A 20,851-nucleotide genomic window follows, 5' to 3' on the forward strand; every position below is an offset into this window, starting at 1 on the left:
AGGGCTGATGCGAACGCGACCATGCTATCGGGGTGGGCAGCCGGTGTTGCTGATCAGGACCCCAACCCGAGCGGGCTCTTGAGCCACGGCTGCTCCAACCCCACCAAGCCCGCCACGAGGCCGACCGCGCCGAAGAGCCACAGCGTGGCCACCACGACCAGTCCGGTGAACGCCGCGCTGAGTCCTTTGACCGCGATGTGCTGGCGATCGAACCAGGCCATCACGGCGTCGTAGCGGACCCGCACGTAGTGCAATGCCCGCTTGGCGAAGGCGAACTCGCTGGCCAGAATTGCCAGCCCGAGAAACACGATGGCCCAGCCGGGGCCCGGATACGGAATGGCGATGATGCCGACCGCAAGCACGATCGTGCCGACGACGCCGATGGCGATCCGGTAGGCGAAGTCGGCGGCCGGGCGCGCGCGAAGCTTGTCGCGCCATGCCGTCCAGCGACGCTTCACCTCGGCGAGGTTTTCCGCGAGGCTCATGGCTGCCCCGGCTTGAGCCGCACGAACAGCGCATTGCCCTCGGTGAGCACCTCGCCGTCGTCGAGCACCCGCCCGGCGACGAAGATCTTGCGGCCCTCGATGCGGTCGATCCCGGCATCCACCTGCAGCTGCGTGCCGATCGGCACGATCTTGCGGTAGTCGATACCCAGGTGTGCGGTGCGCTGGTAAGGACTCTGGGTCAGGCTCGCCGCGGTGTACCCGAGCAGCGAGTCGAACATCAGCCCGAGCACACCGCCGTGCACCGCACCGTTGCGACCGAGGTGGTACCGGCGAAACCGGACGGTGCCGGTGACCCGGCCGTCGGTGACCGACACCCGCAGCGGCACAGAGGTGATGTTGCCGCGGTTGGGTAGGTCCAGCCGCCGCCCCGACGGCGAGTGCCATTCGTCGGCCTCGTACGGGGCGAGTAGCGCCGACACTTTCTCGACCAGGTCGGCGGCCTCGGCGATCACCTCATCGGGTGCGTCCGCGCCGCGGGCATGGTCTTGCAGGGTGCGCACTGCCTCGATGAACCGGCCATAATCGGGCCCGCCACGATCGGTCGGGTTCGGCGGGTTGAAGCCGCCGCCAGGGTGCGTTCTGGCGGTGTCGATTTCTGGGGCCACGAAGCCACCGTATTGGTGCCATGGTGGTGACGTGAAACTGCACGAGTTGGCCAGGCTGTCGTTGACCTATCCGGAGACGGGTGCCACGGCGGGAAACCTGCCCGACGGCTACCGCCACACCCGGGCTTCAGCGGTCATCGGCACCGGGCGCGACCGCTTCGAACAGGCGGGCGCCGCGGTGCTGCGCTGGGGCATGCAGCGCGGCGCGGGGCTGCGGGTGCAGGCCGGCACCGAGTCTGCTGTTGTCGGCACCGATCTGCTGGTCCGGCTCGGTCCCGTTCCGGCGCCGTGCCGGGTGGTCTATGTACTCTCCGAACCCGACCGCCGCGGCTTCGCCTACGGCACGCTGGCCGGGCATCCCGAATCGGGTGAGGAGTTGTTCTCGGTCCGCTACGACGCGTCGACGGATCTGGTGCATGCCGAAGTGGTGGCGTTCTCCCGGCCGGCGACCTGGTGGAGCCGGTTGGGCGGGCCGGTGACCCGGCTACTGCAGCGGGTCGTGACCCGCCGCTATCTCACCGGGATCTGACTATCTGACGACTGCCGAGCTGGGCTCCCTCGGTGCGCCCAGCATGTCCCGGTGCGACGGCGGCACCCGGCCGCCTTCGTCGGTGATGCCGTAGCGGGTGGCGAGTTCGGCGCCGATCACGGTGTGCCCGGACAACGCGGCCAGGTCCGGGTCGCGGTACAGCGCGTCGATGAGATAGCCGGTGAATTCGGGGGTCTCGGCATGCTCGGCTGTCTTGGCGAGGGCGTCGGGATGTCCGGCGAAGGCGGCCTTGAGCTTCTCGGTGAGCAGGATGCCCATCCAGATCGACACCGTCGAGACCCCGGTGCCGCCAAAGTCGACGGCCATGTCGGCGGCCAGTTTGTCCACGCCCGCCTTCTGGGCACCGTAGGCGGGGCCATGCATGTAGCAGACCGATCCGGGTGACGACGTGAACGCGATCAGGCCCTTGTCGGCGGCCAGCAACAGCGGAGCCGCGTACCAGGACGCCACATAGGCCGAACGCAACCCGACGTCGAGCACATCGGCCAACTCGATCGGCTTCTCCCAGAACGGTTTCGGGTTGACCAGATCGTCGTGGACCGCGGCGGCGTTGTTGACCAACAGATCCAGCCGGCCCTCGTGTTCAGCGATCCGCTCGAACAGTGCGCCCACCGCGGCATCATCGGAGTGGTCGAGGCGGACCGCGACTCCGCCCTCCCCCGGATCCGTCACCGTCCGCCCGGTGACATACACCCGCCACCCCTTGGCGAGCAGGGCTGCGGCGATCCCGCGGCCCGCGCCGCGACTCGCCCCGGTGACGACAGCGATCGGGGTATCCACGGGTATCAACCTACGGCTACGCCGGCTGGGCCTTGACCAGGGTGGGTACCCCACCGGAATGGGCACGGCCGGTGAATCGCTCGCGCAGCGTCGTCTCGGCATACTCGGTGCGGAACACGCCGCGGGCCTGCAGCAGCGGCACCACCTCGTCGACGAAGATCTCCAGACCGTCCGGAAATACGTCGGGCATCAGGTTGAATCCGTCGGCAGCCCCGGCCAAGAACCATCGCTCGATGGTGTCGGCCACCTCAACCGGAGTGCCGACCACCACCCGGTGACCGGCCCCGCTGAACTCTCGCACCGCCTCCCCCAGCGTGAGTTCTCGACTCTCGATCAACCGCACCACTGATTCCCGGAAGCCCAGGGAGGCACCGAATTTCGCCGGATCGGCCACCTCACCGAGCAGATGCGCCGGTACCGGGCCGTCCAGCGGATAGTCCGACATGTCCTCACCAAGCACTTGGGACAGCCGGTCGAGATCGTGCCCGGGCGGAAGCAGCGCGTTCTGCTCGGCGAACCGGCGCTCGGCCTCGGCCCGGGTGCTGCCGATGGTGGTGATCAGCCCGGGCAGGATCTTGACGTCGTTGCGCACACGGCCGTAAGCCACCGCGACATCCTTGACGTAGCGGTAGTGTTCGATGCCGGCGCCCAGGTCGAGTTCGGCGCTGAACACCGCATCGGCGACGCGGCCGGCCAGTTCGCGGCCCTGCGGGGAGCCGCCGGCCTGCACCAACAGCGGATATCCCTGCGGCGACGGTCCCTGCGGCAGGGCACCGACCACCGTGAAAGCCTCACCGTGGTGGTCGATTCCGCGTCCACCGGGGTCGGCGGCATCGCGCCACAGCGCGCGCACCACATCGACGAATTCCGCGGCGCGACGGTAGCGGACGTGCCGGTCCGGATAGTCGGCCACCCCGAAATTTCCCCCGGCCCCAACCGAATAGGTGGTGACGATGTTCCAGGCCAGCCGGCCACCGGAGAGCTGGTCGAGGGTGAGCAGGCGGTGCGCCAACTCGACCGGGTCGTTGAAGGTGGACGACAACGTCGCGATCAGGCCGAGGTGCTCGGTTTCGGCGGCCACCGAGGCCAGGATGACGCTCGGCTCGAGTGCCTGCGACGGACGCAGCGCCGGATGCTCGCGCAACGCCGGGCCGTCGGCCAGAAACAGCGCGTCGAGCTTTCCGCGCTCGGCGATCTCGGCCATCCGCACGTAATAGCCCGGATCGGCGAACGATGTCGGGGGCTCACTGGTGCGCCGCCAGGCACCGGTGTGGATACCGACGTTGAGCACATTGACGTTCAGGATCAACCGGTTTGGTTGTGTCACAGTCGTCCTCCGGGGTTGGGTACGGTGTCGAACACCGTCGGATTGCCGCTTAGGTCGGGTCTTTCGGGCAAGGCAAGGCCGAGCCGTTCCCGCAGCGTGCCCGCTGCGGGATCCCCCGGCAGTCCTTTTTCGCGCGCTGCCGGCAGCACCTGCTGCAGCACGTGGTCGAGCTCAGCCGGGGCAAGTCGCAGCAGGATCCCGGCCACCGGGGGCCACTCGGAGGACCCGGTGAGCACCGCCTCGACCCGGTCAGGTGATCTCAACCGGATCACGACGCCGACGCCCGTCGGGATCGGATCGCCATCTTCGACGATCAACAGATCGGCGCCACCGCCGTCCGCGTCGGGTCCGGCCTGCCGCCACACCGGCAGGTCGCCCTGCACCGAGCCGGGCACATTGAGCGGACCGGTGATCTGATACCGGTTGCGCACGTTGGCCCGCCGGATCCTGGTCACATCGGCGAACACACCTGAGTCCAGGTCTCCCACGACGGAATCCAATGGCCACGTCCGCCACAGTGCGCGCACCGCGGCGATCGCATCGGCGGTGTGGTCGGCATCCAGATCGGTGCCCGTCCAGGTGTCGGTGGCGGCGTTGAGAGCGATGCTGTGGTCGAAATCCAGGGCCAGCCAACCGACCCGGCCTCGGGCGGCGTGATCCGCCGAAACCAGCCTGCGGGCAAGGTTGTACGGATGGTCGCGGTGTGGGGCGGCGGCGATCACCAGACCCAGCCGGGTGCTGTGCCGCGCGGCGATGGTGGCCAACAGGGATGGCTCCAAGCTCACGCTGGCGACTTCGTTGACCTCTCCCCGGCCGGCACCGATCACCCAGTAGGAGACTCCGGCGTCCTCCAGCCGAGCGGCCAGCCGTCCCACAGCGGCGGCCTTGCCACCGTCGTCGGCGAGACCGTCACCGATGACCTCCACCCCGACCGAAAACGTTGACCCCATGCGATCCACGGTGGTTCCACGATCCGGGCCGGGCAACAATTGCGATCACCGCAACTCCAATTGCGCTGAGGGTTAAGCACAACTGAACGTTGGACTTAAAGTTCCTAAAGGTGCGAATGATTGTCGCTGCCGCGGCGCGACTCTAGCGTTCGCCCGGTGTTGAACTTCACCCTGCGGCGCGTCGGGCAATCGATCATCGTGATCGTATTGGCATACACCGCGGTGTTTTTCGTGCTCAACGTGTTGCCGGGCGATCCGATCGAACAACAGATCTCCAATCCGGAGAACCCGATCTCCGATCAGGACGCTCAGGTGTTACGCGACTACTACCGGCTCAGCGATCCGGCGATCGTGCAGTTCGGCGTCTCGGTGCAGCGGTTGTTCACCGGTGACCTCGGATATTCGCTCAACAGTGGGCAATCCGTCGCCCGGTTGATGGCCCATGCGCTGCCCTCGACGCTGGCGCTGGCCGGCGTCGCGTTCCTGATCGCAGCAGTGCTCGGCTTCGCCATCGCGCTGGCCGCGGTGTTCGCGCCGTGGTCCGCGGTGCGTGAAGTCGCGCGGGTGCTGCCGCCGACTTTTCTGTCCATCCCGGTGTTCGTCACCGGACTGGTGGCGCTGCAATGGTTGTCGTTCGACCTGGGCTGGGTTTCGGCGGTGCGCGACGAGGGCTTGCGATCGACGGTGCTGGCTGCGCTGCCACTGGCCCTGCCGGTCGCCGCGCCCATTGCACAGGTTCTGATCCAGGGCCTGAGCAACGCCGCGGCCCAACCCTATGTGGAAGTGTTGCGCGCCAAAGGACTTGACGACAGCCGGATCATCTTCGGGCATCTGGTGAAGAACGGGTCCATTCCGACGGTAACGATCGTGGCCATCACGGTCGGCGAGCTGCTGGCCGGTTCGGTGATCACCGAGACCATCTTCAACCGCACCGGCATCGGTTATCTCACCGAGACCGCGGTTCGCAACCAGGACACTCCGATCATCCAGGCGGTGGTCATCACCGTGTCGGTGACGTTCGTCGTCGTCAATCTGCTGGTGGACGTGATCTACCCGCTGATCGATCCGCGGATCGCGAGATCGGCGGTACCCACCGGATCGGCGGTGCCGGCATGATCGTCACCGATACGGCGTCCACGGTGGCCGTAACCCGGCCGGCCCGCCGGATCTCCGTGCGAGCCTGGGACATCCCGCCGGTGTTGTTGCTGCTGGCGGTGGCGGCGATGATCGTCGCACCCGGGGTCATCGCACCCTACGACCCGCTGCAGGAGAACCCCGGGCTGCCGTTGGCCGGCCCCAGCCTGTCGCATCCGTTCGGTACCGATTACATCGGCCGCGATCTGCTCAGCCGAGTGGTCGCCGGCACTGCGGCCACCATCGCCGGATCGTTCATCGCCGTGGTGATCGGCCTGCTGGTCGGCACCTTCCTGGGCCTGCTGGCCGCCTACTTCGGTCGGATCACCGACAGCGTCATCGGTCGGATCATCGATGTGCTGCTGTCGATTCCGACACTGCTGCTGTCGATCACCATCATCGTGGCCCTGGGTTTCGGCACCGTGAACGCGGCCATCGCGGTGGGCATCTCCTCCATCGCGGTGTTCGCCCGACTAGCCCGCTCCGAGGTTCTGGCCGTGCGCAACTTTCCGTTCGTCGAGGCCAGCGCCCATCTGGGGGCCGGGCATCTCACCCTGTTGTTCCGGCACGTGCTACCGAACTCCTACTCCTCGGTGCTGTCCCTGGCGGCACTGCAGTTCGGTGCCGCGATCCTGGCGATCGCCTCGCTGAGCTTCCTCGGTTACGGGGCACAACCACCGGAACCCGAATGGGGACTGCTCATCTCGGAGGGCCGCAACTACATCAACTCCGCTCCCGGGCTGGTGTTCTTCCCGGCACTGGCCATCGTGTTGACCGTGATGAGCCTGTCGCGGCTTGCCCACATCATTCGAGAAAAGGTCGGTTGAAATGAATTCTCCTGCACTACTGTCGCTTTCCGGGCTGACCATCGAGTACGCCAACCGAGGCGAGGTGGTCCGTGACGTCTCGTTCCACGTCGGCGCCGGTGAGGTGGTGGCCCTGGTCGGCCAGTCCGGGTCAGGAAAATCCACGATTGCCCGTGCCGTGCAAGGCCTGTTGCCCGCCAACGGCCGGATCACCACCGGAGACATCCGCGTCGAGGATCGCGTCGTCACGGCGCTGTCACAACGCCGGTGGCGAGAACTTCGCGGCAGCACCGTCGGTTTCGTCCCCCAGGACCCACTCGGGTCCCTGGATCCGCTCAAACCGGTCGGCCACCAGATCGCCGAAGTATTGCGGGTACACCGGATCGCCGATCGCCCCGAGGCCCGCCGACGGGCCGTGGAACTGCTCGACCACGTCGGGATCGCCGACGCCGCACGCCGGGCGGGCGATTACCCGCACCAGCTCTCCGGTGGTCAACTGCAGCGGGTGCTGATCGCGATCGCCATCGCCGGTCAGCCCCGGCTGCTGATCGCCGACGAGCCCACCTCCGCCCTGGATGTCACCGTGCAGCGCCGCATCCTGCAATTGATCGACCAGTTACGCATCGAACACCGGCTCGGCGTCCTGTTCATCACCCACGACCTGGCGCTGGCCGAACAGCACAGCGACACCGTGGTGGTGCTGAGCGACGGCCGGGTACGCGAATCCGGGCCCACCGCAGGCGTGCTCACCAGTCCCGCACATGACTACACCCGGGCGCTGATCGCCGCGGCACCCGCGCTGTCGCCGGACAAGTACGCCGACCGGCCGATCGCGACCGCCTCGGCCCCGTCGATCCTGCGGGTGAAGCGGCTGGTGAAACGCTACGGGGAGCACCGGGCGCTGGATGACGTCACGTTCGACGTCCGGACCGGTTCGATCCACGCCCTGGTCGGGGAATCCGGCTCCGGAAAGACCACCGTGGCCCGGGTGCTCGCCGGGCTCACCGACTTCGACGCCGGCGAGGTGCAGGTGGACGGGTCCGTGCGGGCCGCACACACCCCGTTTCCCGCCGGCCGGCAGCGTCAGCAGGCAGGGACGTTGCAGTTGGTACACCAGAACCCGCTGGCCGCCCTTGATCCCAGGTTCACCATCGGTGAGGCGATCGCCGAACCGTTGCGCATCAGCCGGATCGGGTCGCGGGCGCAGCGGCGCCGGGAGGTGGCCGAGGCACTGGACCGGGTCGGGCTACCGGCTGCGCTGGCCGGCCGCAAACCGAACGAGATCTCCGGCGGTCAACGGCAGCGGGCCGGATTGGCCCGCGCCTTGGTGCTCCACCCACCGGTTTTGGCGCTCGACGAGCCGACGTCGGCACTGGACGTTCATGTGCAGGCACAGGTGGTCGACCTGTTGATCGAGCTGCAGCAGGAACTGGCGTTGACCTACCTGTTCATCTCCCACGACCTGAGTCTGATCCGGCAGATCGCCGACCAGGTCAGCGTGCTCGAGCGCGGCCGCTTGGTGGAAAGCGGTTCTGCAGCTGACGTTTTCACCGCGCCGGTGGAGGATTACACCCGTCGGTTGCTCGATGCCGTCCCCGGCGCCCCGGCCCGGGCCGCATGAGTATTCGGCGGGTCCTGGCCGCGGGGTTGCTGGTCGTCGCCGCGGTGAGCGCATGCGGCAGCGTCGACGATGCCCCGGCGCGACCGGCCGACGCTCGCGGTGGGGACCTGACATATCTGGATGCCGAGGCGCCGGCTTCGCTGCAGATCCAGGTCAGCTACTGGCAGAACAGCCTGTTGAAAGACCAGATGCTGGACCGCCTGATCTACCAGGACCCCAAGACCTTCGAGTTCGTGCCGTGGATCGCCGAGAAGTGGACGGTCGATCCGTCCAAGCTGGTGTACGAGTTCACCATCCGCGAGGGCGTGTCCTACAGCAACGGGCAACCGCTGGACGCCGAGTCCGTGCGCCGCAACCTGGAATGGGAAGCCAAGGGAGACAAAGACAAAGGCATCACCCGCAACACCTACTTCCCCGAGGTCGACTCGATCACGGCCGACCCCGCGCGCCGGACGGTCCGGGTCACCCTGCGCAAGCCGTATGCGCCGTTCATCGCGGTGCTGTCGCTGAACACCTCGGGTCTGGTCGCCGACGCGACGATCGATGCCACCAAGGAGCAGCAATCCGTCGTCACCAACCTGATCGGCTCCGGGCCGTTCGTCGCCACCTCGGAGATCCCGGACAAGCAGATCGTGCTGTCCAAACGCCGGGGCTACAACTGGGCGCCGGCGACCGCGCCGCACCAGGGTGAGGCATACCTGGACACCATCACCGTCATCCCGGTCACCGAGGACAGCGTCCGGGTCGGCGCGCTGCGTGCCGGTCAGGCCGACGCCATCCGCTACTCACAACCGCCCGACGAACGCCTGTTGGCCCGGGAGGGCTTCGACGTCCGCGGGCTGCGTACCCCCGGGCTGGCCAACACCCTCGATGTCCGGCAGAGCGCGCCGTTCATGCGGGACATCAACGTGCGCAAGGCGATCGGCTTCGGCATCGACCGCAATGAAATCCTGCACACCCTCTACACCGACAACTGGAAGCCGGCCCAGAACATCGTCACGAAGAACTTTCCCGGCTACACCGACCGCAGCGACGCCGTCCGCTACGACCCGGACGAAGCGGTACGGCGGCTGGAAGCCTCCGGGTGGACCCACGTCGACGCCGACGGTTACCGGGTCAAAGACGGGCACGAGTTGGCCGTGAAGATCTATGTGGACGTCTACGACCACACCGCCAAACCGATGTACGAACTGATCCAGCGCCAACTGCGGCGCATCGGCATCCGGCTGGTGATCCGCCAGACCGACTTCGCCAACTACCCCACCGCCAGCATCGAGGACTCGGTTGGCCTGCGGCGCAACGGCTGGCCCACCGCCGACCCGGTGCGGCTCTGGCAGAACTACGACAGCAAAGGCGGTGACCTGTACGCCCTCGACGGCGCGGACCCGACCATCGACCGGTTGCTGCACGCCCAGATCGAAGCCACCGATCCGGCGCAGCGGCTGAAAGTGCTGCAGGAATACAACAATTACGTCATCGACAACGCGTACTCGATTCCGCTGCTCGAAGACACCCAGATTTTCGCCGTCGCCCCTCGGGTGCGGGGATTCGCCAACGCGGCCAACTCGGTGCCCTGGTTCTACGACACCTGGATCGACGAGTCAACGACCGCAATCACCGGAAAGGATTGACCCACATGACCACCGACTCGGTGCTGACGGCTGTGCCCGTTCCGCGCGGACCACAGCTGCAGGATGTGCTTGACGAGATTGCCGCCGACTATCGGCGCCGCCTCGACGAGGGTGGACACGAACCGCCCGGGCTGGGATTGCAGCTGGTACGGGAGCACCGGCTGGGCGCGGTCCGACTGGCCGGTGACCTCGGCGGTGGCGACTACACCGTGCCGGAATTCTTCGGGCTGCTGATCAGCCTGGCGCAGGCCGACCCGGACCTGACCCACATCCTGCGCGTGCACTACGCGACCGTCGAAGAGCTACAACGTGTCCCGGGCAGTCCGGCCAAGGATCGATGGCTGTCGGTGGTGGCCGAGGGCCGACTGATCGGTGGAGTGAGTTCTGAGCTCAGCACCGCCCGCGTCGGTGGCCAGACTTACGACACCAAATTGGTGCGCACGACCGATGGGCTGCGCCTGACCGGCCGAAAGTTCTACAGCACCGGAGCCCAGTTCTCCGATTACGTGCGCGCGACGGCCGAGGACGAAAGCGGTTCCCCGGTGGCCGCGGTGGTCCCGGCCGACCGGGCCGGGATCACCCATGCCGACGACTGGGATGGCATCGGGCAGCGCCACACCGGCAGTGGTACCACCATATTCGACAACGTGGCGGTGCACGACGACGAGGTGCTGCGGCTCGGCATCCGGGTCGGCGTGGACCGGGCGCGCGGGGCGTTGGTGCAGCTGTATCTGCACGCGATCGCCGCGGGGATTCTGCGCACGCTGACCGCCGAGGCCGCCGCGCTGGTCCGCGACCGCCGGCGTACCTACACCTTCGCCACCGCCGACGCTCCGGCGTCAGATCCGCAACTGCTCGAGATCGTCGGCGAGATCGACGCCGTCGCCTACACCGCCGAGGCGCTGGTGTTGCGGGCGGCAACCGAATTGGCCCCGGCGCTCGACACCGCCCGGATCAGCGGCATCGACGCCGAGCTGGAAGACCGCGGCGCGGTGGCCGCCGCACGGGTCAAGGTGGCGATCGAGCAGCCTGCCCTGCGGGCCGCGTCGCGCATCTTCGACGCCGGCGGTGCGTCCTCGATCCGCGCCTCCGCGCAGCTGGACCGGCATTGGCGCAATCTGCGGACCCTGTTCTCCCATAACCCGACGGTCTACAAGGCGCGGGTGCTCGGGGATCTCGCGGTCAACGGCGCGGCGCTGCCCGATTCCGGGTTCTTCTGAGCAGCTTTCCGCCCAACGTGAAGAGGATGGCGAGGTTTTTCGAAAATTTCGCCATCCTCTTCACATTCGGCTGGTCTCCTCAGCGCGACGGCAAGCCGAGGCGTTCCAGTTGCTCGCGCAGCTTGTGCCGCCCGGACAGCGAATGCGGGCCGGCCAGCCGACTCAGCACGCGCTCACTCCACGTGCCGGACAAGCCGTAGCGGTTGTTGTAGACCGCGATCCGTTCGTCGTACCCGGGCACATGCGAGTCGGCGGCATGCGCGTCGTACCGCTCGCGGTGCAGCACCGCGGCTTGCGGTAGCCGCGGTTTAATCCCGGCGTTCTCCGTCGGGTCCGGGTAGCCCACCGCCAGACCGAACGTCGCCACCGCGTGCGGCGGCAATTCCAACTCGGTTGCCACCTCCTCGGGGTGATTGCGGATCGCTCCGACGAAAACGGTTCCCAGGCCCAGTGATTCGGCCGCAATCACGGCGTTCTGGGCGGCAAGTGCGGTGTCCACGAACCCGATGATCGTCGATTCCAGATAGTCGGCGCCGTCGAGTCCGGCGCCCGACCGCTGTGCCAGCCGCCGGGCCCGGCCGAGGTCGGCCACCCAGACCAGGAACAGTGGGGCCTCGTTGATGAACTGCTGGTTGTTCGCCATCGCTGCCAGCCGGGACTTGCGCTGCGGATCACGAACCGCGATCACACTCCACGGCTGCAGATTCGACGAGGTGGCCGCCGACTGGGCGGCGGCCACCAAGGCCGAAAGGTGTTCATCGGTCACAGGTTGATCGGTGAACTTCCGCACTGACCGGTGTGCCAGTTGCAGCGCCAACGTGTCGTTGTGTACGGCCAGCGCCGCGTCGATGTCGCCGTAGCGGGCGATGACGGTCATGACGCGGCCGTCGCCGGAGCCTCGACTCCGAGATGCTCGGGACGGATGGACCGGTGTCCCCCGACCTGGTCGGCGATGACCTCCAACTGATCCAGATGTTCCGCACCGAGATCCACGGTGAGCGCACCGAGGTTCTCCCGCAGGTACTCAGGGTGACGGGTGCCCGGGATCGGCACCACGTCCTGACCGCGCGAGAGAACCCACGCCAGGGCTACCTGACTGGGTTGCGCGCCGATCTGAGTTGCGATCTCGACCACGGTGTCGGCCAGGGCCCGGTTGTGGTCGAACACGTCGGCGCCGAAACGCGGATGACGGCTCTGCACCCCCTTGACGTCCTCGGTGCTGCGCACGCGGCCCGTCAACCACCCGCGGCCCAAGGGCGAGTACGGCACGATGCCGATGCCGAGTTCGCGGGCGACCGGCACGGTATCGGCCTCGATGTCCCGGGTGAACAACGACCACTCGTTCTGGATCGCGGCGATGGGGTGTACCGCGTGCGCACGGCGCAGCGTCTGCGGACCGGGTTCGGACAGCCCGATATGGCGAACCTTGCCCGCCTCGACCAGGTCGGCCAGCGCACCGACGGTGTCCTCGATGGGCACCTCCGGGTCGACGCGATGCTGGTAGTACAGGTCGATGTGGTCCACCCCGAGGCGGCGCAACGAGCCCTCGATCGCGGTGCGGACGTACTCGGGTCTGCCGTCCAGCGCCCGGGCATCGGGGTTGGTGTCGCGATCCAGCGCATTGCCAAATTTCGTGGCGATGGTCAGCGAATCCCGCCGGCCCCGGATCGCCTTACCGAGCAGAATCTCACTGAACTCCGGGCCGTATACGTCGGCGGTGTCGAACAGCGTGACGCCCAGGTCGACAGCCTCGGCGACCAGTTCGGTGGCCTGCTTCTCGTCCTCGGGCCCGGCTCCGGTGCGAAAGCTCATGAACCCCAGTCCGATTGCCGAAACCTCCGGTCCGTCGGCGCCCAACCGGCGCTGCTCGATGCGCGTCGGTGTCTCTGTCATATGTGCCTGCTTTCTCTTGTCTTCGAGCTCGGTCAGGATCCGTAGAACGGCTCACCCGAGACCGACTCGGACACACGGCCGTCCACGCCCCTGGGCACATCGCCTTCAAGCGTGACGCGGTAGAGCACCCGGTCGTAGTCGAGGTGACCGGCGTCAGGGATCGCCAGATGTGCGGTGGCCCGGTTGTCCCAGAACGCGATGCTGCCCGGCGCCCAGCGGAACCGCACGGTGTATTCGGTACGAGTGGCCTCGTCCCACAACAGCTTCAGGATCGCCTCACTCTGCGTCGGTGAGTAGCCCCGGATCTCCCGGGCACCGCGGGTGAACCCGGGGCTGACGAACAGGGCGCGCTCCCCCGTGACGGGATGCACCCGAACCGCAGGGTGATAACTCACCAGGTTGGCCTCACGCACCTTACGATCGCGCTGGCTGCCGGCCACCGCCCGGGCATTGAACTGATGCCTGATGTCGAGCTTGTCGGCGAAGTCACGCAAATCCTTGGGCAGATTCTCATATGCCGCAACGAGATTGGTCCACGCCGTGTCACCACCGTAGGGCGGCAGGATGTGTGCCCGCAGGATCGACGCCGCCGGCGGGTTCACCAGCGCGGTGACGTCGGTGTGCCAACTGCTGTCATACGAGGTGCGCTTACGGCCTAGATGCCGTTCGTAGCGCCGGCTGTCGATCGGCAGGATTTCCGGGAAACCCTCCGGGGGTTCCTCCTCGTGCGGATGCGCCGGGGTCACCTTGCCGAACCGCCGCGCGAACGCGACCTGTTCGGCATGTCCGATTTCCTGATCGCGGAAGAAGATCACCTTGTAGGTGTGCAGCGCAGTCCGGATCTCCTCGACGACGCCGGCTTCCAAATCGTCGCGCAGATCGACACCGTGGATCTCGGCGCCGATGTAGCCGGCCACCGGCACGATGTCCAGCCCGGTGTCGGTGAGTCTGCTGCTTTCCCTGGTCTTTTCGCGGACGTCGGTCATCTGCTTACTCCTTGTCTCGTGACGGCTGAGCGAGTCCTCTCGCACCGGCCAGAGTCGATGCCGCCCGGGGCACGAACAACAGTCTTCGACTACCGGATCCCTTCAGCTCGGCTTAATCTCACGTGAAGCCCGGATGACACCGGAATTACAATTGCGATGATTTCTGTCGCACCGAAGCCTGAAAGCCCTGCTCACCGCCATTGGGGTGGCTACCGCGGCGTATCTTGAGCTGCGCGCGACCGGCACTTCTGTCATTCTGACGACCGTGAATCCGACGGACTTCACCACTGGGCTCAACGCCGATGCCGCATGCGTCGATGGCTTGCTCGCCCGGCACCGCGCCGGCGGTGCGTGATGCAGGACCTTCGTCGGATGATGCTGCTGGCAGACCTTGCTGACCTCGGCTCGGTCAGTGCCGTGGCATCGCACCGCCATATCACGAGTTCTGCGGTATCCCAACAGCTTCGCGTACTGGAAGAAGAAGCGGGCGCAGTCTTGTTCCGTCGGGACGGGCGCACACTCGGGCTGACCCGCAGCGGCCAGGTACTCGCCGAGCACGTGCGCCGGATCTTGATCGCCGTCGACGAGGCCATGACCGCAGTGGCGCAAACCCGTGACCGAGTGGCCGGGCAGGTCGCCATCGCCACGTTCAACATGGGCATTCCGACGCTCGCGGTTCCGCTGATGCAACGGCTCAACAGCGACACACCGGATCTCCGAGTGCAGGTTCAGCAGGATACGAGCACCGGCGCAGTGCGGTTGCTGCGTCAGGGCGAGGTCGACGTCGCGATCACCTGCCGGTACGACTTCCTCGGCCCGGAGCCCACCGGCGGGTTGGCCACCACGCCGTTGTTGTTCGAGCCGCTCGTGCTGCTGGCCCCTACCGACGCGCGTTTGCGAATCCAAAAGCATGGCCTGTGCGCACTGGCCGACGGTTTCTGGGTCACCGGCCCACCGAATTCCGGGTTGGAGCTGGCCGCGCTCCGGGCATGTGAGCGCGCCGGTTTCGTCCCTCAGGTGAAGCACCGGCTGATCGGGGCGCAGAACCTGTGCGAGCTGGCGGCCACCGAGGTCGCGTCGGCCATCGTGCCGCGGCTCTCGGTGCCCGCCCACCTGGAAAGCCTGCTTGTCCCGGGCCTCGATCTCGGCGGCCGCGCCATCAGTGCGGTCGTCCGCGCCGGCCGACAGCGCGATCCGAACATCGACCTCGTCCTGCGTACATTGCGGGCGATCGCAGACCAAGCACTACCGACACCGCCCGCTGAACCACTCGGCGTCGCATCGTGAGGTACCACCGTCGTCCTGCGCACACCGAAGAATCGAGGCAACCTGCGATGGCGAGAACTTTGACCCGCCCGTTCGTGGTGTACGGCGTCGGGGCGATCGGTGGGGTGATCGCCGGCCAGCTGCGGTTGGCCGGATACGACGTGACGGCTGTGGCCCGCGGTGCACACCTCAACGCGATCCGCACCTGTGGGCTCACCCTGGTGACGCAAGCCGGCACCGACGTCGTCGACCTGCCGGCCGCTGCCGACGCCGGTGAGGTCGACTGGTCCACACGTCCGGTGGTGATATTGGCGGTCAAGAGCCACCAAACCGCCGCGGCACTCGACGATCTCAGTGCCCACGCCCCGGCCGACACACCGGTGTTCGTCGCTCAGAACGGCATTGCCAACGAAGCAGCCGCACTGCGCAGGTTCGCCAATGTCTACGGCGTCACGGTGATGCTGCCGGCGGCTCACCTCGATCCCGGCGTGGTCATCCAGCAGAGCCACCCGGTGGCGGGCATCCTCGATCTCGGCCGCTACCCCACGGGCCGGGACGCACTGGCCGAACAGATCTGCAGCGCCCTACGAGTGGCCCGGTTCGAATCACAGGTCCGTGACGACGTCATGGCGTGGAAATACCGCAAGCTGATCGCCAACCTCGGCAACGGGGTGATCGCGGCCTACCGGCCGGGGCCTCAGGCCGACACACTGATCGCCCGGGCCCGCGAAGAAGCCGAACGCGTGCTCGCCGCTGCCGGCATTTCCTTCGTCACCGCGGAACAGGACGCGCAGCGGCGCGGGGATCTCTTGCAGGGCCGGGTCCACGACGACTACTTCAGTTCCACGTGGCAGAGCGTGGCCCGGGGGCACACTCAGGTGGAAACCGACTGGTTCAACGGCGAAATCGTGTTGCAGGCCCGCCTGCACGGCCAGAGCGCTCCGGTCAACGAGTTGATCCAGCGGGTCACCGCCGAACACGCGCGGGTGGGCCGCCCGGTACGTTCACTCGACGCCGCCGCCGCGCTGAAGAAGCTAGGGCCCGAACCCGATGGGCAGTTTCGACACGACATCGTGGTGACAACAAGCGCTTAGCGGCGGACCCACGGATCACCTCGTGGGGAAGAATCGTGTTCGCCATGACTGATCACGATGACTCGTCCGCCACCAACCGGTGGCCGCACATCCTGCGGCTCATCGTTTTCGTGGCGTTCCTGTTCGGCTTGTTCTACCTGGTGGCCATCGCCCGCGTCATCGACATCGACGACGTTCGTGGCGCGGTGGCCGCCGCCGGTCCGGCCGCACCACTCGTCTACGTCGTGGTCTCGGCGGGGCTGGGCGCGCTGTTCGTGCCCGGTCCGATCCTCGCTGCCGGCAGCGGCGTCTTGTTCGGACCCGTCCTGGGCACCTTCGTGACGCTGGGCGCGACCGTGGGTACCGCCGTGGTCGCGAGCCTGATCGGCCGACGTGCGGGACGCGACAGCGCCCGGGCCCTGCTCGGAACCCGACGGGCCGACCGGCTCGACAGCCAAATCGCCCGGGGCGGCCTGTGGGCCGTGGTCGGACAGCGCTTCGTCCCCGGCGTATCCGATGCGCTCGCGTCCTACGCCTTCGGCGCGTTCGGGGTTCCGTTGTGGCAGATGGCCGCCGGGGCATTCATCGGATCAGTGCCGCGCGCATTCGTCTACACCGCACTGGGCGCGTCGATCGGCGACCTGTCCGCGCCGTTGGCCTACACCGCGATCGGCGTCTGGTGCGTCACAGCCATCATCGGGGCATTCGCCGCGCACCGCGGATTCCGCTCGTGGCGGCGCCATCACTCCGGGGCCGATCCGGCCCCGGAGCAGACGTAGCCGCTAGCGGCCGAAGCCGGCGTTGCGTAGCGCCTCGGCCATCGAGCCCATCGGCTGGTTCGAGTCCCGGCGCCCGGAATTCTTGCCGCGGTTCTGGTTCTGGTTCTGGCCGCGCCGGTCACCGCCGCGGCCCTGGTTGCCGCCGTCACGACGGTTCTGACCGCCCTGGCCGGGCCGCTTGCCCGCCTCACGCTGCGGAGTGTCGTTGAGCCGCAACGTGAGTCCGATGCGCTGGCGCTCCACGTCGACGTCGACGACCTTGACCTTGACCACCTGACCCGACTTCACCACCTCGTGCGGGTCGGAGACGAACCGGTCGGCCATCGCCGAGACGTGGACCAGGCCGTCCTGGTGCACGCCCACGTCGACGAAGGCACCGAAGGCCGCCACATTGGTCACCACGCCCTCCAGCACCATGCCCGGCTTGAGGTCGGCCACCTTTTCCACGCCGGCGGCGAACGTGGCGGTGGAGAACGCCGGGCGCGGGTCACGGCCAGGCTTCTCCAGTTCGGCCAGGATGTCGGTGACCGTCGGCACCCCGAACCGTTCGTCGGCGAAGTCAGCAGGCTTGAGCCCGCGCAGGGTGCGCTCGTCACCGATCAGCTCGGCCAGGGTGACGCTCGAGCGGTCCAGGATCCGGCGGACCACCGGGTAGGCCTCCGGGTGCACCCCCGAGGCATCCAGCGGGTCCTCCCCGTCACGGATCCGCAAGAAGCCGGCGCATTGCTCGAAGGCCTTGGGCCCCAGGCGCGGAACATCCAGCAGCGCCTTGCGGCTGCGGAAGGCGCCGGCGCTCTCCCGGTACGCCACGATCGCCTCGGCCAGGGATTCGGTGACACCCGACACCCGGGCCAGCAGCGGCACCGAGGCGGTGTTGAGATCCACCCCGACCGCGTTCACCGCGTCTTCGACCACCGCGTTGAGGCTGCGGGCCAGCGAGCCAGGTGTGACGTCGTGTTGGTACTGACCGACACCGATCGATTTCGGGTCGATCTTCACCAGCTCGGCCAGCGGATCCTGCAGCCGCCGGGCGATGGACACGGCGCCGCGCAATGTGACGTCCAGGCTGGGCAGCTCGCGGGCCGCGTATTCCGACGCCGAGTACACCGAGGCGCCGGCCTCGCTGACCATGGCCTTCACCGGCGCTTTCGCTCCGGCCGCACGGATATCGGCGATCAGCTCACTGGCCAGCGCGTCGGTCTCCCGTGAGGCGGTGCCGTTGCCCACGGCGATCAACTCGACGTTGTGCCGGGCGATCAGGGCCGCCAGCGTGGCCTTGGACTGGTCCCACTGCTTCTGCGGCTGATGCGGGAAGATCGCGCAGGTGTCGACGACCTTGCCGGTGGCGTCCACCACGGCGACCTTGACCCCGGTGCGGAAGCCCGGGTCCAGTCCGAGGGTGGCCCGGGTGCCGGCCGGCGCGGCCAGCAGCAGGTCTTTGAGGTTGCGGGCGAACACCGCGACCGCCTCTTCCTCGGCGCGCTGACGCAGCCGGATCCGCGCATCCACGGCGGCCGAGATCATCAGCTTGGCGCGCCACGCCAGCCGCACCGTGGTGGCCAGCCACGGGGTGGCCGGAGTCTTGGCGGTCATGTCGATGCCGAGCGCCTGAGCGATCATCGCCTGGTACTGCTCATCCTCGCCGCCGTCGAAGTTCAGTGACAGCGCCTGCTCTTTCTCACCGCGCAACACGGCCAGCACTCGGTGCGACGGCATGTTCTCCAGCGGTTCGGAGAACTCGAAGTAGTCGCGGAATTTCTGTGCCGCAGGGCTTTTCGCAGCCTCCTCCGACCACGGTCCGGTACGCAGGGAGCCGTCGGCCCAGAATTTCTCGCGGGTGGCGCCCACCAGCTCGGCGTCCTCGGAGGCCCGCTCGATGATGATGTGGCGGGCGCCCTCCAGGGCCGCGGCCGCGTCGGCGACATCGTCGTTGAGGAACTCGCCGGCCGCCTCGTCAGGCACCAGGGACGGGTCGGCCAGCAGCCGGTCGGCCAGTGGCTCCAGCCCGGCTTCCTTGGCGATCTGGGCCTTGGTGCGCCGTTTGGGCTTGTAGGGCAGGTAGATGTCTTCCACCCGGGCCTTGGTATCGGCCGCCATCAGGGCGGCGCGGAGTTCGTCGGTGAGCTTGCCCTGCTCCTCGATCGAGGCCAGCACGGCCTCCCGGCGCTGGTCGAGCTCACGCAGGTAACCGAGCCGCTCCTCCAGGGTGCGCAGCTGACCGTCGTCGAGGCTGCCGGTGACCTCTTTGCGGTAGCGGGCGATGAACGGGACCGTGGCGCCCTCGTCCAGCAGCGCCACCGTGGCGGCGACCTGCCGCTCGCTCACGGCGAGTTCCTCGGCCAGACGGGCGGTTACGGACTTGATGGTTCCCACGGTCACGCTCTGAGTCACGTCGGAGGACCCTACCGAATCGAACCGACAACACCCGGGCACGGGGAACTGTGTGTCCGGCCACGAAAAAACGGCCCCGGATTTCTCCGAAGCCGTGGGTGGTGATGGTGGTCCCGGCTGGGTTCGAACCAGCGACCTTCCGCGTGTGAGGCGGACGCTCTCCCACTGAGCTACGAGACCGTGGGAACGACGTCGAACACTAGCACGCATCTGGAGCCATCCCCGAATCGGTATCCACCCGATCGACTTGTTTGATTTGCCAAATATGCACCACGATGCGGGCGTATGGTCACCCGTCATGGTTCACCTGCGCATTCGGCTGACTACTGTCGGCGGCGCTGTTTTTGCTGCTAGCGCCCTATTTAGCGGCTGCGGCAGCGATCGGGTCACCGTGACAGATTCCGCTCCGGGCGTAACCCCGCGCATTGTCGGCGCGTCCGTCCTGACGAACCGGCAGGTCAACGAACCCACCAGCTTCAGCTCACCGTCGGGCAGCGTGCGGTGCCGCCTCGATGCCGAGCTGGCCCGGTGCGACGTCACCGACCGTAGCTGGGCCCCGCCGATGCGGCCGGCCAGCTGTGAGTTCGATTACGGCCGCGGCATCTCGGTGCGGCCCGGCCGGCCCGCCGCATTCGTCTGCGCCACCGACACCACACCACAGGCGAATGCCCAACTGAGCGAGCGGGAGTCGATCACCGCCGGAACCCTGCGCTGCGAGAGCGCCGGAACCGGCATCACATGTCGGGACATGAAATCCCGTCATGGTTTCGCCATCTCACGCCAGGGGTACCAACTGTTCTGAAACACCGTTTTAAGCCCCACTTCGCCCTCGCGTAATGGGGATTTGTGTCTGCGCGCGTCCGTGGACTAATGTTCTGCATCGCGACGGGCGACGATCTCGCTCGTGGCGCGCGGATGTAGCGCAGTTGGTAGCGCATCACCTTGCCAAGGTGAGGGTCGCGGGTTCGAATCCCGTCATCCGCTCGAAGGTGCGATCGTGGCATCAACCCCAGTGGTGGAGTGGCCGAGTGGTGAGGCAACGGCCTGCAAAGCCGTGCACACGGGTTCGATTCCCGTCTCCACCTCCAAGAAAGAGTTTCAACCCGCGCGATTAGCTCAGCGGGAGAGCGCTTCCCTGACACGGAAGAGGTCACTGGTTCAATCCCAGTATCGCGCACCACAGTTCTTCAAGGTCAGGCCCGGTTTCGACCGGGCCTTTCTGTTGTGAGCGGAAAGCTCACACAACGGTGCACCTGCGGGTTAATGGCCAAAATGTGTGTACGGCTGTCGGTGTGTCGTGGCGGTTAGGGTGTTGATCTGCCGGCCCAGCCGT

The 20,851-nt window shown here is 67.3% G+C and carries 19 protein-coding genes and 4 tRNA genes; 13 read left to right on the plus strand and 10 right to left on the minus strand.

What is annotated here, in order from left to right; translation table 11 throughout:
* Window positions 1-53: 53 nt before the first annotated feature.
* Both A5733_RS05750 and A5733_RS05755 read right to left on the minus strand, forming a co-directional pair.
* Window positions 54-485, minus strand: a complete 432-nt coding sequence (locus A5733_RS05750) for a TIGR02611 family protein (protein ID WP_076239429.1) — start codon at window positions 483-485, stop codon at window positions 54-56.
* Entirely contained in the window at window positions 482-1,111 is a 630-nt protein-coding gene (locus A5733_RS05755; RefSeq protein WP_076239430.1) for a PaaI family thioesterase, read from the minus strand. The genes A5733_RS05750 and A5733_RS05755 overlap by 4 nt, the downstream gene beginning before the upstream one ends.
* Before the next feature lie 31 nt (window positions 1,112-1,142).
* Between A5733_RS05755 and A5733_RS05760 the strand changes: the two genes are divergently transcribed.
* Window positions 1,143-1,640 (plus strand): DUF1990 domain-containing protein, encoded by a 498-nt coding sequence (locus A5733_RS05760; protein WP_067770360.1) that lies wholly within the window; start codon window positions 1,143-1,145, stop codon window positions 1,638-1,640.
* On the opposite strand, the gene A5733_RS05765 is transcribed toward A5733_RS05760, so the two are convergent.
* The 3 genes from A5733_RS05765 to A5733_RS05775 are packed head-to-tail and all read right to left on the minus strand — an operon-like array spanning window position 1,641 to window position 4,718.
* The gene (locus A5733_RS05765) at window positions 1,641-2,441 is read right to left on the minus strand and encodes an SDR family NAD(P)-dependent oxidoreductase (protein ID WP_076239431.1); all 801 of its coding nucleotides are present in this window, start codon (window positions 2,439-2,441) and stop codon (window positions 1,641-1,643) included.
* Between the two features lie 16 nt (window positions 2,442-2,457).
* Window positions 2,458-3,732: an NtaA/DmoA family FMN-dependent monooxygenase gene (locus A5733_RS05770; protein WP_076239445.1), complete on the minus strand. Its 1,275-nt coding sequence runs from the start codon at window positions 3,730-3,732 to the stop codon at window positions 2,458-2,460.
* 32 nt (window positions 3,733-3,764) lie between these two features.
* Complete coding sequence (locus A5733_RS05775; protein WP_076239432.1) at window positions 3,765-4,718, minus strand: LLM class flavin-dependent oxidoreductase; 954 nt, start codon at window positions 4,716-4,718, stop codon at window positions 3,765-3,767.
* A 156-nt stretch (window positions 4,719-4,874) separates the two neighbouring features.
* Between A5733_RS05775 and A5733_RS05780 the strand changes: the two genes are divergently transcribed.
* Genes A5733_RS05780 through A5733_RS05800 form a run of 5 tightly spaced genes read left to right on the plus strand, consistent with a single transcriptional unit; the run spans window position 4,875 to window position 11,130 of the window.
* Window positions 4,875-5,834: an ABC transporter permease gene (locus tag A5733_RS05780; protein ID WP_233152627.1), complete on the plus strand. Its 960-nt coding sequence runs from the start codon at window positions 4,875-4,877 to the stop codon at window positions 5,832-5,834.
* Window positions 5,831-6,679 (plus strand): ABC transporter permease, encoded by an 849-nt coding sequence (locus tag A5733_RS05785; RefSeq protein ID WP_076239433.1) that lies wholly within the window; start codon window positions 5,831-5,833, stop codon window positions 6,677-6,679. The genes A5733_RS05780 and A5733_RS05785 overlap by 4 nt, the downstream gene beginning before the upstream one ends.
* Before the next feature lies 1 nt (window position 6,680).
* Complete coding sequence (locus A5733_RS05790; protein WP_076239434.1) at window positions 6,681-8,279, plus strand: ABC transporter ATP-binding protein; 1,599 nt, start codon at window positions 6,681-6,683, stop codon at window positions 8,277-8,279.
* Window positions 8,276-9,910, plus strand: coding sequence for an ABC transporter substrate-binding protein (locus A5733_RS05795; RefSeq protein WP_076239435.1), 1,635 nt, complete (start codon window positions 8,276-8,278; stop codon window positions 9,908-9,910). Before A5733_RS05790 ends, A5733_RS05795 begins: the two co-directional genes overlap by 4 nt.
* 5 nt (window positions 9,911-9,915) lie before the next feature.
* The gene (locus A5733_RS05800; RefSeq protein WP_076239436.1) at window positions 9,916-11,130 is read left to right on the plus strand and encodes an acyl-CoA dehydrogenase; all 1,215 of its coding nucleotides are present in this window, start codon (window positions 9,916-9,918) and stop codon (window positions 11,128-11,130) included.
* A 79-nt stretch (window positions 11,131-11,209) separates the two neighbouring features.
* Here A5733_RS05800 and A5733_RS05805 read toward each other — a convergent pair whose 3' ends face one another.
* Genes A5733_RS05805 through A5733_RS05815 form a run of 3 tightly spaced genes read right to left on the minus strand, consistent with a single transcriptional unit; the run spans window position 11,210 to window position 14,009 of the window.
* Complete coding sequence (locus tag A5733_RS05805) at window positions 11,210-12,007, minus strand: NADPH-dependent oxidoreductase (protein ID WP_076239437.1); 798 nt, start codon at window positions 12,005-12,007, stop codon at window positions 11,210-11,212.
* Window positions 12,004-13,023, minus strand: coding sequence for an aldo/keto reductase (locus A5733_RS05810; protein ID WP_076239438.1), 1,020 nt, complete (start codon window positions 13,021-13,023; stop codon window positions 12,004-12,006). The genes A5733_RS05805 and A5733_RS05810 overlap by 4 nt, the downstream gene beginning before the upstream one ends.
* 32 nt (window positions 13,024-13,055) lie before the next feature.
* Window positions 13,056-14,009, minus strand: coding sequence for a TauD/TfdA family dioxygenase (locus A5733_RS05815; RefSeq protein WP_076239439.1), 954 nt, complete (start codon window positions 14,007-14,009; stop codon window positions 13,056-13,058).
* Between the two features lie 372 nt (window positions 14,010-14,381).
* Between A5733_RS05815 and A5733_RS05820 the strand changes: the two genes are divergently transcribed.
* From A5733_RS05820 to A5733_RS05830, 3 genes are read left to right on the plus strand one after another with little or no spacing between them, the layout of a single operon-like run.
* The gene (locus A5733_RS05820; RefSeq protein WP_233152628.1) at window positions 14,382-15,296 is read left to right on the plus strand and encodes a LysR family transcriptional regulator; all 915 of its coding nucleotides are present in this window, start codon (window positions 14,382-14,384) and stop codon (window positions 15,294-15,296) included.
* Window positions 15,297-15,343: 47 nt separating this feature from the next.
* Window positions 15,344-16,369, plus strand: coding sequence for a ketopantoate reductase family protein (locus tag A5733_RS05825; RefSeq protein ID WP_076239440.1), 1,026 nt, complete (start codon window positions 15,344-15,346; stop codon window positions 16,367-16,369).
* Window positions 16,370-16,413: 44 nt separating this feature from the next.
* On the plus strand, window positions 16,414-17,127 hold the full coding sequence (locus A5733_RS05830) for a TVP38/TMEM64 family protein (RefSeq protein WP_076239441.1): 714 nt from the start codon (window positions 16,414-16,416) through the stop codon (window positions 17,125-17,127).
* 3 nt (window positions 17,128-17,130) lie between these two features.
* Here A5733_RS05830 and A5733_RS05835 read toward each other — a convergent pair whose 3' ends face one another.
* Together A5733_RS05835 and A5733_RS05840 are read right to left on the minus strand one after the other, a co-directional pair.
* Window positions 17,131-19,518: a Tex family protein gene (locus A5733_RS05835; protein ID WP_076239442.1), complete on the minus strand. Its 2,388-nt coding sequence runs from the start codon at window positions 19,516-19,518 to the stop codon at window positions 17,131-17,133.
* Between the two features lie 105 nt (window positions 19,519-19,623).
* Window positions 19,624-19,698, minus strand: a tRNA-Val gene (locus A5733_RS05840).
* Between the two features lie 118 nt (window positions 19,699-19,816).
* On the opposite strand from A5733_RS05840, the gene A5733_RS05845 reads away from it, so the two are divergent.
* The 4 genes from A5733_RS05845 to A5733_RS05860 all read left to right on the plus strand — a co-directional run bounded on the left by A5733_RS05845 (window position 19,817) and on the right by A5733_RS05860 (window position 20,698).
* Window positions 19,817-20,320 (plus strand): DUF6636 domain-containing protein, encoded by a 504-nt coding sequence (locus tag A5733_RS05845; protein WP_233152629.1) that lies wholly within the window; start codon window positions 19,817-19,819, stop codon window positions 20,318-20,320.
* Window positions 20,321-20,429: 109 nt separating this feature from the next.
* A tRNA-Gly gene (locus tag A5733_RS05850) sits at window positions 20,430-20,502 on the plus strand.
* A gap of 30 nt (window positions 20,503-20,532) precedes the next feature.
* A tRNA-Cys gene (locus A5733_RS05855) sits at window positions 20,533-20,606 on the plus strand.
* A gap of 17 nt (window positions 20,607-20,623) precedes the next feature.
* Window positions 20,624-20,698 (plus strand) — tRNA-Val (locus tag A5733_RS05860).
* Window positions 20,699-20,851 lie beyond the last annotated feature (153 nt).

This window comes from Mycobacterium sp. NS-7484, assembly GCF_001953975.1.
Classification (GTDB): domain Bacteria; phylum Actinomycetota; class Actinomycetes; order Mycobacteriales; family Mycobacteriaceae; genus Mycobacterium.

What these genes read in the sequence shown, in the direction of transcription:
- A5733_RS05790 (WP_076239434.1), top strand. Translation starts at nt 6,681, where the DNA reads ATGAATTCTCCTGCACTACTGTCGCTTTCCGGGCTGACCATCGAGTAC.
- A5733_RS05845 (WP_233152629.1), top strand. Translation starts at nt 19,817, where the DNA reads ATGGTTCACCTGCGCATTCGGCTGACTACTGTCGGCGGCGCTGTTTTT.
- A5733_RS05815 (WP_076239439.1), bottom strand. Translation starts at nt 14,009, where the DNA reads ATGACCGACGTCCGCGAAAAGACCAGGGAAAGCAGCAGACTCACCGAC.
- A5733_RS05785 (WP_076239433.1), top strand. Translation starts at nt 5,831, where the DNA reads ATGATCGTCACCGATACGGCGTCCACGGTGGCCGTAACCCGGCCGGCC.
- A5733_RS05750 (WP_076239429.1), bottom strand. Translation starts at nt 485, where the DNA reads ATGAGCCTCGCGGAAAACCTCGCCGAGGTGAAGCGTCGCTGGACGGCA.
- A5733_RS05820 (WP_233152628.1), top strand. Translation starts at nt 14,382, where the DNA reads ATGATGCTGCTGGCAGACCTTGCTGACCTCGGCTCGGTCAGTGCCGTG.
- A5733_RS05830 (WP_076239441.1), top strand. Translation starts at nt 16,414, where the DNA reads ATGACTGATCACGATGACTCGTCCGCCACCAACCGGTGGCCGCACATC.
- A5733_RS05775 (WP_076239432.1), bottom strand. Translation starts at nt 4,718, where the DNA reads ATGGGGTCAACGTTTTCGGTCGGGGTGGAGGTCATCGGTGACGGTCTC.
- A5733_RS05800 (WP_076239436.1), top strand. Translation starts at nt 9,916, where the DNA reads ATGACCACCGACTCGGTGCTGACGGCTGTGCCCGTTCCGCGCGGACCA.
- A5733_RS05825 (WP_076239440.1), top strand. Translation starts at nt 15,344, where the DNA reads ATGGCGAGAACTTTGACCCGCCCGTTCGTGGTGTACGGCGTCGGGGCG.
- A5733_RS05805 (WP_076239437.1), bottom strand. Translation starts at nt 12,007, where the DNA reads ATGACCGTCATCGCCCGCTACGGCGACATCGACGCGGCGCTGGCCGTA.
- A5733_RS05795 (WP_076239435.1), top strand. Translation starts at nt 8,276, where the DNA reads ATGAGTATTCGGCGGGTCCTGGCCGCGGGGTTGCTGGTCGTCGCCGCG.
- A5733_RS05810 (WP_076239438.1), bottom strand. Translation starts at nt 13,023, where the DNA reads ATGACAGAGACACCGACGCGCATCGAGCAGCGCCGGTTGGGCGCCGAC.